The organism is Streptomyces sp. NPDC012474 (assembly GCF_042955185.1).
GTDB classification, from domain to species: domain Bacteria; phylum Actinomycetota; class Actinomycetes; order Streptomycetales; family Streptomycetaceae; genus Streptomyces; species Streptomyces cahuitamycinicus.
The window spans coordinates 412,474-424,104 of record NZ_JBIBEP010000004.1 but is presented as its reverse complement, the minus strand read 5'-3'; the positions used below and the strand labels follow the sequence as shown (position 1 = coordinate 424,104).

At 72.8% G+C, this 11,631-nt stretch carries 8 protein-coding genes and 1 tRNA gene; 7 read left to right on the top strand and 2 right to left on the bottom strand.

All coding sequences use genetic code 11. The features are described 5' to 3' along the window. The first annotated feature begins 58 nt into the window (after positions 1–58). The 3 genes from sucC (at position 59) to ACFY9S_RS12570 (ending at position 3,828) form a co-directional block, all read left to right on the top strand. Positions 59–1,189 carry an ADP-forming succinate--CoA ligase subunit beta gene (gene sucC / locus ACFY9S_RS12580; RefSeq protein ID WP_391126411.1) on the top strand — a complete coding sequence of 377 codons (1,131 nt, stop codon included), beginning with the start codon at positions 59–61 and terminating at the stop codon, positions 1,187–1,189. A 14-nt stretch (positions 1,190–1,203) separates the two neighbouring features. Continuing rightward, positions 1,204–2,085, top strand: coding sequence for a succinate--CoA ligase subunit alpha (sucD, locus tag ACFY9S_RS12575; RefSeq protein WP_391126409.1), 882 nt, complete (start codon positions 1,204–1,206; stop codon positions 2,083–2,085). 201 nt (positions 2,086–2,286) lie between these two features. Continuing rightward, complete coding sequence (locus ACFY9S_RS12570; RefSeq protein WP_391126406.1) at positions 2,287–3,828, top strand: aldehyde dehydrogenase family protein; 1,542 nt, start codon at positions 2,287–2,289, stop codon at positions 3,826–3,828. Between the two features lie 184 nt (positions 3,829–4,012). Here the strand turns inward: ACFY9S_RS12570 and ACFY9S_RS12565 are convergent, their stop codons facing one another. Beyond that, positions 4,013–5,344 (bottom strand): DUF2254 family protein, encoded by a 1,332-nt coding sequence (locus ACFY9S_RS12565; RefSeq protein ID WP_391126402.1) that lies wholly within the window; start codon positions 5,342–5,344, stop codon positions 4,013–4,015. A 141-nt stretch (positions 5,345–5,485) separates the two neighbouring features. Between ACFY9S_RS12565 and ACFY9S_RS12560 the strand changes: the two genes are divergently transcribed. After that, positions 5,486–5,570: transfer RNA gene (locus ACFY9S_RS12560), tRNA-Leu, on the top strand. Between the two features lie 76 nt (positions 5,571–5,646). Here ACFY9S_RS12560 and ACFY9S_RS12555 read toward each other — a convergent pair. Continuing rightward, positions 5,647–7,362: a helix-turn-helix domain-containing protein gene (locus tag ACFY9S_RS12555; protein WP_391126399.1), complete on the bottom strand. Its 1,716-nt coding sequence runs from the start codon at positions 7,360–7,362 to the stop codon at positions 5,647–5,649. Positions 7,363–7,646: 284 nt separating this feature from the next. On the opposite strand from ACFY9S_RS12555, the gene ACFY9S_RS12550 reads away from it, so the two are divergent. The 3 genes from ACFY9S_RS12550 to ACFY9S_RS12540 are packed head-to-tail and all read left to right on the top strand — an operon-like array spanning position 7,647 to position 11,398. After that, positions 7,647–9,395 (top strand): FAD-dependent monooxygenase, encoded by a 1,749-nt coding sequence (locus ACFY9S_RS12550; protein WP_391126396.1) that lies wholly within the window; start codon positions 7,647–7,649, stop codon positions 9,393–9,395. A 45-nt stretch (positions 9,396–9,440) separates the two neighbouring features. Next, positions 9,441–10,310, top strand: a complete 870-nt coding sequence (locus ACFY9S_RS12545; RefSeq protein ID WP_391126394.1) for a dioxygenase — start codon at positions 9,441–9,443, stop codon at positions 10,308–10,310. Next, positions 10,307–11,398, top strand: coding sequence for an iron-containing alcohol dehydrogenase (locus tag ACFY9S_RS12540; protein WP_391126392.1), 1,092 nt, complete (start codon positions 10,307–10,309; stop codon positions 11,396–11,398). Before ACFY9S_RS12545 ends, ACFY9S_RS12540 begins: the two co-directional genes overlap by 4 nt. Positions 11,399–11,631: the final 233 nt, after the last annotated feature.

Here is an 11,631-nt window from a genome sequence, read left to right as displayed (position 1 = left end):
CGGCATTTTCGGGTGTCTGGGGGGTGCTCCCCGCAAGACACGGCAGTCAGGAGCCGGAATGGACCTGTACGAACACCAAGCAAGGGAACTCTTCGAGAGGCACGGCATCTTGGTGCCGCGGGCCGAGGTGACGGACTCACCCAAGGAGGCCCGTGAGATCGCACGCCGGCTGGGCGGCCGCGTCGTGGTCAAGGCCCAGGTGAAGACCGGAGGACGCGGCAAGGCAGGCGGGGTGAGACTCGCCGCAGACCCGGCCGCCGCCGAGCTCACCGCCCGTCAGATCCTCGGCATGGAGATCAAGGGCCACACGGTCGGCAAGGTGATGCTGGCCCAGCCTGTCGACATCGAGACCGAGTTCTACGTGTCCTACGTACTCGACCGTGCGGCCGGCCAATTCCTCGCGATCGCCTCGGCGGAAGGCGGCACGGAGATAGAGGAGGTTGCGGCCGGTCGTCCGGAGGCCGTGGCCCGTATCCCCGTCGACCCGGCCGAGGGCGTGACGTCGGCCAGGGCCACCGAGATCGCCGACGCGGCCGGGCTGCCGCCCCAGACCGTCGACGTCCTCGTACGTCTCTGGGAAGTCCTGGTCCGCGAGGACGCCCTCCTCGTCGAGGTGAACCCGCTCGTCCGGACCCGGCAGGGGCAGATCCTCGCCCTCGACGGCAAGGTCACCCTCGACGACAACGCCCGCTTCCGGCAGGCACGATGGGGCGCCGAGGAAGCAGGGTACGACGACGCACTCGAAGCCGCCGCTGCTGCCAAGGGCCTCAACTACGTCAAGCTGGACGGCGAGGTCGGCATCATCGGCAACGGCGCCGGCCTCGTCATGTCGACCCTGGACGTGGTCGACGGGTGTGGCGCGCGGCCGGCCAACTTCCTCGATATCGGCGGCGGAGCGAGCGCGCAGGTGATGGCGGACGGGCTGTCGGTCATCCTCTCCGACCCGGCCGTGAAATCCGTCTTCGTCAACGTGTTCGGCGGGATCACCGCCTGCGACGCGGTCGCCGACGGCATCGTGCGGGCCCTGGAAACCGTCCGGCTGACCAAGCCGCTGGTCGTCCGCCTGGACGGCAACAACGCGGCCCGGGGCCGGGCCGTTCTCGACGAGCACGCGCATCCGCTGGTCCAGCAGGTCACCACCATGGACGGCGCCGCCGCCCGTGCCGCCGAACTCGCCACCACAGCCTGAGGAGAGGGAACGCCATGGCCATCTACCTCACCAAGGAGAGCAAGGTCCTCGTCCAGGGCATGACCGGCGGCGAGGGCATGAAGCACACGCGGCGGATGCTCGCGGCCGGCACGAACGTCGTCGGCGGGGTCAACCCGCGCAAGGCGGGCCGCACCGTCGACTTCGACGACCGGGCGGTCCCCGTCTTCGGCTCGGTCGCCGACGGGATGGCTTCGACCGGAGCGGACGTCTCCGTCGTCTTCGTACCGCCCGCCTTCGCCAAGGCGGCCGTCGTGGAGGCCGCCGACGCGGGCATCGGCCTCGCGGTCGTCATCACCGAGGGCATCCCGGTCCACGACTCCGTCGCCTTCACCGCGTACGCGAAGGACAAGGGCACCCGCATCGTCGGCCCCAACTGCCCGGGCATCATCACGCCAGGCCAGTCCAACGCGGGCATCATCCCGGCCGACATCACCAAGCCGGGCCGCATCGGGCTGGTCTCCAAGTCGGGCACCCTGACGTACCAGCTCATGTACGAGCTGCGCGACGCCGGCTTCTCCACCTGCGTCGGCATCGGCGGCGACCCCGTCGTCGGCACCACGCACATCGACTGCCTCGCCGCCTTCCAGGACGACCCCGACACCGAACTGATCGTCCTCATCGGCGAGATCGGCGGTGACGCGGAGGAACGCGCGGCGGCGTACGTCAGCGAGCACGTCACCAAGCCGGTCGTCGGCTACATCGCCGGTTTCACCGCGCCCGAGGGCAAGACCATGGGCCACGCGGGCGCCATCGTCTCCGGCTCCTCCGGCACGGCCGCCGCGAAGAAGGAGGCGCTGGAGGCGGTCGGGGTGAGAGTGGGCAGCACACCGACCGAGACGGCGAAGCTGGCGCTTGCGCGGCTCGAAGGCCGGTAGCTAGGCGGTCACTGTGCTTGCGTGTGGTGGAGGCCGGTAGCCGCGCAACCACCGTGCTCGCGCGTGGTCGAGGCCGACAGCCGCGCCACCACCGTGCTCCCGCGAAGCGAAGGCCGACAGCCAGGCCGCCCACCCCCCACCCACCCGGACCACCACGCCGATTCCCCGCCCCCGACCGTGCACCGAGAGCGGAGCAACAGCATGGCACCCACCCTCACCCTCAAGACCGGCACGTCCTGGCCCGACGCGTGGCGGCGCTGTCTCGCCGTCGCTCCCGAGGCCTTCCGTGACGACCGGGTCCTCAACCACTGGAACGGCGCCTGGCAGCACGACGGCCGGGTCCTGCCCGCCGTCAGCCCCGTCGACGGCAGCCCGATCGCCGGCCCGCCACGCCTGGACGGGACCACCGCCCACCGGGCCGTCTGCGCCGCACTCGACCAGCACCGCGCCTGGCGCCACCTCGCCCTGGAGGAGCGCCGGGCCCGGGTCGCGGCCACCCTCGACGCGCTCGCCGAACACCGCGGTCTGCTCGCGCTGCTGCTCGTCTGGGAGATCGGCAAGCCCTGGCGGCTCGCCCAGGCGGACGTCGACCGGGCCGTCGACGGGGTCCGCTGGTACGTCGACGGCATAGAACCGATGCTCGCCGGGCGCGCCCCGCTGGACGGCCCCGTGTCCAACATCGCCAGCTGGAACTACCCGATGAGCGTGCTCGTTCACGCAATGCTGGTCCAGGCACTGGCAGGCAACGCGGTCATCGCCAAGACCCCGACCGACGGCGGTGTCGCCTGTCTGACCCTGGCCTGCGCCCTGGCCGCCCGGGAGGGGATCCCCGTGACCCTTGTCAGCGGCAGCGGAGGCGAGCTGTCGCAGGCGCTGGTACGGGCGCCCGAGATCGGCTGCGTCTCCTTCGTCGGCGGCCGCGACACCGGCGCCGCCGTGGCCACGGCCGTCGCCGACCTCGGCAAGCGACACGTACTCGAGCAGGAAGGACTCAACACCTGGGGCATCTGGAACTACTCGGACTGGGACGCGCTCACCGCCGTGATTCCCAAGCTCTTCGACTACGGCAAGCAGCGCTGCACGGCGTACCCGCGCTTCGTCGTCCAGCGGCACCTGTTCGACGCGTTCCTGGCGGCGTACCTCCCGGCGGTGCGCACGCTCAGCGTCGGGCATCCGCTCGCCGTGGAGCACAGCCACGACCCGTACCCTGAGCTGGACTTCGGGCCGGTGATCAACGCGGCCAAGGCGAAGGAACTGCGGGACCAGGTCGCCGAGGCGATCGAGCGCGGCGCCGTACCGCTGCACCGCGCCACACCCGACGACGCCCGCTTCCTGCCCGGTCAGGACACCTCCGCCTACGTCCAGCCGGTCACGCTCCTCAATCCGCCCTCGTCGTCTCCGCTGCACCACGCGGAACCGTTCGGCCCGGTCGACACGATCGTCCTGGTCGACACGGAGGCGGAGCTCCTGGCCGCGATGAACGCCTCCAACGGCGCGCTGGTCGCCACGCTGTCCACGGACGACCGGGCGACGTACGACCGGCTCGCCCCGCACATCCGCGCGTTCAAGGTCGGCCACGGCACGCCCCGCTCCCGGGGCGACCGCGACGAACTGTTCGGCGGGCTCGGAGCTTCCTGGCGCGGCGCGTTCGTCGGCGGTGATCTGCTGGTGCGCGCCGTGACGCGGGGCCCAGAGGGGGAGCGGCTGCCGGGGAACTTCCCGGAGTACCAGTTGCTGCCCTGACGAAGGGGGGCGCGTACGGCGCCGGTTCGCCACGCGGCCCGTCCCTCGGAGTGGGTTCCGGCGCCGTACGCCTGACACGGCGCCGCTCCGGCCAGGCCGGGTGGCCCTGCCGCCGCCCCGAGCGCCCTCCGCGATGCCGGGCCCGGCCGTCTTCCCCCTCGTGTCCGGGCGTGCCCGGGGTCCCTCAGCCGATCCCCTGCCGGTCCGGGCGCAGTGCGAACTCCCGGTCCGCCGGGGTCGATGCGGTCACGTCGATCGCCTGGCGGAGGAGTTCGCGATGGCGCAGCAGCGGTTCGCGCCGTTCCGGCGGGGCGAGCAGGAGCAGGTCGTCCAGGCCGGCCAGCATGCGCCGGCACACCTGCGGGGTCAGGGGCGCGCACATCCGCACCTCGGTGAACCCGAGGTCCACCAGCTCGGTCCAGCGGGGCACGGGCTGCACCAGCCGCACCGCACCGGCCCGGTCCTGGTACAGGGCGGCGTCCAGCGGCCGTCGGCTCAGCGCGGCCAGGAACTGGACGATACGGTCCAGCGCTTGCACGGCGGTCGTCGGATCGTTGATCGCGGACGACAGGGCACGCAACGCGATGTCGGACAACTGCCGCAGCCCGAAACCGAGATCCTGGTGGTAGGTCCGCTCAACCCCCACCGAGATCGCGTAGCGCAGCACCCGGCGTGGCGGGACCGGCCCGCCGTGGACCGCCAGCACCGGCATGCCCGGCACCACGAAGTCCCCGATCCGGGGGATCAGCCGCAGCACGACCCCGTGCTTGCGCGCCACCCGCACCAGCCGAGCGACGTGCACGTCCCGCAGCACCCCCGCCCGGCCCTCGTGCGGCACCCACGCGGTTGCAGCGTCCAGGCCGGGGGCCTCCTGCCCGCCCACCGGCACGGGCATCGAGGCGGCCACCCGGAACGACTCAGAGGCGATCCGCGCGATCACGTGGCTGATCCGCATCAGCCTCAGGGTGGCGTTCACGTACAGCACGAAGAGCAGCAGGCTCAGCCCGACCATGCCGAGGGTGAGTACGGACTGCACCAGGGGTACCGACGTGACGGCCCGGGGGTCCTCGACACTGTCGAAGCTCGTCAGGACCAGCAGGGTCAGCACGAAGGTCGCCAGGAACACCGCGAAGGTCGCCTTGGTGATCCGGCTCCGTACGAAGAGCCGCACCACGCGGGGGGTGAACTGCCCGCTCGCCATCTGCACGGCCACCAGCGAGATGCTGAAGACCACACCGATGAAGGTCATCATCGCCGAGCCGACCGCGGTCACCACGGCCTTCGCGTCCTCCGAGAACCGCAGCAGCTCGTCGAGCGTCTCGTAGTCCCGGTCCTCCTGGAGCGCGTCGACGATCGCCGCGTCGAGCACCTGCGCCCCCACCCAGACGACGAACACGCTCACCATCGCCGCGGTCGGGGCGAACCAGAACGTGTCCCGCAGATGCTCCCTCAGCGGTGACAGCGCACGCGGGCGACGCCCGGCCGAGGAGCCCTGCGTAACCATCCAGTCACTCATGGTGCGACCCTAGAGGTATCGGAGCGCGAGGTCCCGGACCCCCGCCAGGTGCACGGAAACGCAGGTGAAAGGCACTCCGAAACCTTGGTATTGTTGTCCGTGTCGCTGCGGGGAACACCCCTTGAATGCGGCAGACACCTGGTCCGGGTGGCGGAATGGCAGACGCGCTAGCTTGAGGTGCTAGTGCCCTTTATCGGGCGTGGGGGTTCAAGTCCCCCCTCGGACACAAACCAGCTCGGGCGGGTCGAGATCTTTCTCGGCCCGCCCGAGCTGTTGCGCGTGCGCACGGCTTGTCGGGTGACTCAGTGCCGGTACCCCCGCAGCTTGCGGTACAGCGTCGCCCGGCCGATCCCCAGGGCGGCCGCCGCGCGTGCCTTGTTGCCGCCGTGGCGGCGCAGCGCCTCCAGGATCGCGGCGCGCTCGGCGTGCTCCATCGGGCTGAGCGGGCGCGCGGCCGGCCCTTCGCGGACGGCGTCCGGCAGCTCCGCCCGGCGCACCGGCCCGGTCGCCCGCCGCCGCTCCGCCAGGGCCCTTACGACATGGGCCAGCTCGGTGACGTTCCCCGGCCAGGGGTACAGCTGGAGCGCACGCAGGGCGTCCAGGGTCCAGGTCAGCGGCGGCTGCCCGGGCGCCGTCCGGGGTGCGAGGGCCGGCAGGAGTTCCCGTATGTCCTCGGTGCGTTCGCGAAGTGGCGGCAGGGTCACCGAGCGGGCGGACAGTTTGTCCAGCAGGCGCTGGAGGCAGGGGCCGACCGGTGCGCCGGGTGTGTAGGTGACCAGCAGCCGAGTGTCCGGGTGCTGGTCGAGCAGGGAGTTGAGCGCCGCCACGCCGGGCTGCGCGAGGCGCTCGGCGTGACGGAGCAGGAGCGGGCGGCCGGGCTGCCACGCGGGCAGAGCCTGGCCGAGGCCGGGGTCCCGCGCCGCGTCGGCGGCCTGGACGGGGTCCGGGCCGACCAGTTCCCGAGCCAGCGCGGACTTGCCCGTGCCGCGCTCACCGGTGAGCAGCAGCGGTTCCCGTGAGCGGGCCAGTTCGACGGCATGGCCGACGGTGTGCCGCCAGGGGACCGAGGAACCGGTCAGTGCGACCGCCGGGGCCGGGGCCGGGGCCGGGGGCGCGGGATCGTCGAGGGATTCCAGGGCGGCCACGATCCCGATGGTCCTGCCGTCCAGGCGGACCGGAGTGACGCGTGCGGTGCACCCGGCTCCATCCGGCAGCTCCGCGAAGCCCGTGACGTCCGTGTCCAGGGCGCCGGCCGCCGTATGCTCCAGCACTGCGAGCACCTCGGGCGTCAGAAGCCGCTGGGCCGCGTCGCTGACCAGCCGGTTGCGGCCGTCGAGGGCCGCCACGGCCCGGTGCTGCCCCCGCGCGGCCCGCAGGTAGGCGTCCAGCAGCACCCGCTCGCCCCGCCCTGCGCGCGCCCGCAGTTCGGTCTCGACCGCCGCGACCGTCGCCTCGGCGAGCGCGGCCTGCGGATGCGGCCGGCCTGCGGCGGACAGCCGGGACGCGACCGTCAGCGTGCCCAGCACCTGCCCGCTCTCCGGGCCGAGGACCGGGACGCTGACCGCGGACACGTCCTGCCACCGGTCGAGGAAGTGCTCGGGTCCGTGCACCTCGGACCGGCTGCGGGCGCGCAGGGCGAGGGCCGCGCTGTTGTTGCCGACTTCCCGCTCCGACAGGACGGGGCACACGCCCAACCCGGGCACGCTGCCCGCCGTCCACAGCACGCGCAGTCGTTCGTCGGTCAGGACGAGCAGTGACCCGCTCCCGCCCAGAGCGGGGGCGATCCGGTCGAGCACCGGCCGGGCGGCACCGAGCAGTATCGACTCCCCGGGGAGCGGCGGACGCGCCACCGGCTCCTCCAAGTCGTGCGGCACACCGAAGAACCGCGCCCGCCGCCACGCCGCGAGGACCTCCTCCGGTACGTCCGGGGGCAGCGGGCGTCCCGACAGGAACCGCTCGCGGGCGGCGGTCAGCCAGGGCCGGGCGGTGGCTGCAGGGGAGGGATCTGTGGTGGTCACGGCACGGACCACCGTAGCGGGTTCGGTTGAACGGCCAACAATTGCTGGTCCGGTCTGCCTGACCGGGCCTCTCGTCATGAGACGGCCGGACCGACCCGGTCTCTCGTAGTGAGACGGCCGGCCTCACCAGGCCCCTCGTCATAAGTCGGCCCGCCCACCAGGTGTCTCGTAATGAGACACCCGCGGCCGCCCGGAGCACGCCATGATCACGGAGGTCGATTCCCGCCGCCCGAACCCGGGCCGCCGGAACCCCCTCCGCCCGACCCCCCTCCGCAGGAGCGCCCGTGTCCACCGTCGTCGAGACCGACGTCCTGATCGTGGGCAGCGGCCCGGCCGGTGCCTCGGCCGCGCTGGCCCTGAGCACCTACGGCGTCCCCAACATCGTGGTGACCCGCTACGCGAGCCTCGCCGACACCCCACGGGCGCACATCACCAACCAGCGCACCATGGAGGTGCTGCGCGACCTCGGCGTGGAGCAGGAGGTCGCCGCGCAGGCCACCCCCCAGCACCTGATGGGCAACACGACGTTCTGCACCAGCCTGGCGGGCGAGGAACTGGGCCGGGTGCGCTCCTGGGGCAACGACCCGCTCGTGCAGGCCGAGCACGAACTCGCCAGCCCCACCCGCATGTGCGACATGCCGCAGCACCTCATGGAGCCGGTCCTCGTGAACGCGGCCGTCGCCCGCGGCACCCGGCTCCGCTTCCAGACCGAGTACCTCTCCCACACCCAGGACGCCGAAGGTGTCACGGCCACCGTCCGCGACCGGCTGCGCGGGGACACGTACGAGATCCGCGCCAAGTACCTGATCGGCGCCGACGGCGGACGCTCGAAGGTCGCCGCGGACGCCGGGCTGCCGATGGGCGGTCAGATGGGCGTGGCCGGCAGCATCAACATCGTCTTCGAGGCGGACCTGAGCCGGTACACCGCCCACCGCCCGTCCACCCTCTACTGGGTCCTCGCCCCGGGCGCGACGGTCGGCGGCATCGGCGCGGGGCTGGTGCGCTGCGTGCGCCCGTGGAACGAGTGGCTGATCGTCTGGGGGTACGACGTGAGCGCCGGCGCGCCCGACCTGACCACCGAGTACGCCGAGTCGGTCGTCCGGCAGCTCGTCGGCGACGACGACATCCCCGTGACCGTCCGGTCGTCCTCGGCGTGGACCGTCAACGAGATGTACGCCGAGTCGTACGCGAACGGCCGTGTCTTCTGCGCCGGCGACGCCGTGCACCGGCATCCGCCGTCCAACGGCCTAGGCTCCAACACCTCGATCCAGGACGCCTACAACCTCGCCTGGAAGCTCAAGCTGGTCCTCGACGGCACCGCCCACCCGCGGCTGCTCGACAGCTACACCGCCGAGCGCGCCCCGGTCGGCCGGCAGATCGTCACCCGAGCCAACCGGTCCATCCGCGAGACCGCCCCGGTCTTCGAGGCCCTCGACGGCCTCTCCCCGCAGACTCCCGAGCAGCTGTGGGCCAACATCGCCGCCCGCAAGGACGCCACCGAGGCCGCCGAGAAGCAGCGGGCGAGGCTGCGCGAGGCGATCGCCTTCAAGGTCTACGAGTTCAACGCGCACGGTGTCGACCTCAACCAGCGCTATCCCGCCGACAGCTCTGCCGCGATCGTCCCGGACGGCACGCCCGACCCCGGTTTCGCCCGCGACCCCGAGCTGTACCACCAGCCGTCCTCCCGGCCCGGCGCCCGGCTCCCGCACGCCTGGATCACCTCCGGCACCCGCACGCTCTCCACCCTCGACACGATCGGCCGGGGCCGCTTCACCCTGCTGACCGGCATCGGGGGACAGGAGTGGGCGCGGGCGGCCGAGGCGCAGGAGGTGGACATCGCCACGGTGGTGATCGGCCCCGGGCAGCAGTACGAGGACCCGTACGGCGACTGGGCGCGGCTGCGTGAGATCCCGGACGCGGGCGCCCTCCTCGTACGCCCGGACGGGTTCGTCGCCTTCCGGCACGCCTGCGCCGGCCCGGATACCGGGAAACTGCTCGCGGACGCGCTGCGGCGCATCCTCGGGCATGCCTGAGCGCGCCATCATGGAAGAAGCGGACGTCGACGAGGAGGAGTCGGGATGACCACCGACGCGACCGGGGCCGGCGTCACCGAGCAGGCGCTCGCCGGCCTGCGCGGGACCGCGGACCCGAGGCTGGGCGAACTGCTCACCGGCCTCGTCCGCCACCTGCACGACTTCGCACGCGAGACCCGTCTCACCCAGGAGGAGTGGGAGCGGGCGATCGCCTTCCTGACGGCGACCGGCCAGGCCTGCACCGACACCCGGCAGGAGTTCATCCTGCTGTCGGACGTCCTGGGCCTGTCCATGCTGGTGGAGACTCTGAACGGCGATCGTGCGGCGGGGGCGACCGAGTCGACCGTGCTGGGCCCGTTCCACCTGACCGAGTCGCCGGTCCGCGCGCTCGGCGACGACATCGACCTGGTGGGCGGAGGCGAGAGGTGCGTGGTCAGCGGCCGGGTGCGGTCCGCCGACGGCACGCCGCTGCCCGGCGCCGTCGTCGACGTCTGGCAGGCCGACGACAAGGGCTACTACGACGTCCAGCAGCCCGGCGTCCAGCCCGCGGGCAACGGACGCGGGCTGTTCACCACCGACGCCGAGGGCCGCTTCTGGTTCCGCACCTGTGTCCCGGCGGCGTATCCGATCCCGACCGACGGCCCCGTCGGCGGGCTGCTGCGCGCGACCGGGCGGCACCCCTACCGCCCAGCGCACATCCACTTCATCGCCGAGGCCGAGGGCCACACGCCCGTGACCACGCACATCTTCGTGGCCGGCGGCGACTACCTCGACTCCGACGCGGTGTTCGCCGTGAAGCAGAGCCTGGTCAAGGACTTCACGGAGACCGATGACCCGTCGCTGGCCCGGGAGTTCGGTGTGGCGAACCCCTTCCGGCACGCCCGCTTCGACCTCGTCCTGGAGCGGACCGCATGACGTTCCAGGAGCGGTTCACGTACGAGACCCGGCCCGTGCGGGTCGTCTTCGGGCCCGGGGCGGCCGTCACAGCGACCCCGGACGAGGCGCGACGCCTGGGCCTGAGGCGGCTGTTCGTGGTGTGCGGCAGCCGGGGCGAGTCCGTGGCGCGGACGGTGGCGGACGCCCTCGGGGACAGCTGCGCCGGGCTGCACCCCGAAGCGCGGATGCACGTGCCCGTCGAGGACGCCGACCGGGCCGTCGCGGCCGTACGCGCGGCCGGTGCGGACGGCTGCGTCGCGGTCGGCGGCGGCTCCGCGATCGGGCTCGGCAAGGCGATCGCCCTGCGCACCGGACTGCCGCTGATCGCCGTGCCGTCGACCTACTCCGGCTCCGAGATGACGCCGGTGTGGGGCCTGACCGAGCACGGAGCCAAACGCACCGGCCGCGACCCGGTCGTCCAGCCCCGCAGCGTCGTCTACGACCCCCGCCTCACGCTCTCCCTGCCCGTACCCCTGACCGTCACCAGCGGGATCAACGCGCTCGCGCACGCCGTCGAGGCGCTGTACGCCCCGGACGTCTCACCGCTGGTCTCGGTCATGGCCGAGGAGGGCGTCCGGGCGATGACCGAGGCGCTGCCGCGGCTGGCCGCGGACCCGGGGGACCTCGACGCGCGCGGCCGGGCACTGTACGCGGCGTGGCTGTGCGGCGCGTGCCTCGGCACGACCACGATGGGGCTGCACCACAAGCTGTGCCACGTCCTGGGCGGCACCTTCGGCCTGCCCCACGCCGAGACGCACACCGTCGTCCTGCCCCACGCCCTCGCCCACAACGCCCCCGCCGCCCCGCAGGCGTTGACCGTACTGCGCCGCGCCCTCGGCACCGACGACGCGCCCCGCGCCCTGTGGGACCTGGCCGGCCGCCTCGGCGCCCCGCGCTCCCTCGCCGAACTGGGCCTCACGGAGGCCGACGTGACCCCGGCGGCGGTCCGGGCCGCGGGCGAGCCGTACGCCAATCCGCGCGAGGTGACGGCGGAAGGGGCCCGGGGCGTACTGCTGGCGGCGTACGAAGGAGGCCCGCCCGAGCGTGCCGACGGGAGCGCCCTTTAGTCCGGAACACTCGACGGCTCTGCCGTGGGGTCTACTGCGTTCCCGCCCGGCGAGGTGCACCGCGGCAGCGCCGTGCTCGTCGGCGATGGCTACCCACTGCCGCAGCAAAGACGTCTTGCCCACACCGGCGATGCCGTGCACATGGTGGAGGAACTGGTAGTCGTCCGCCTCGGGATTCCGGCCGAGATTGGTCCGGAAGGTGCTGATCTCATCGCGTCTTCCGACGAAGCCGC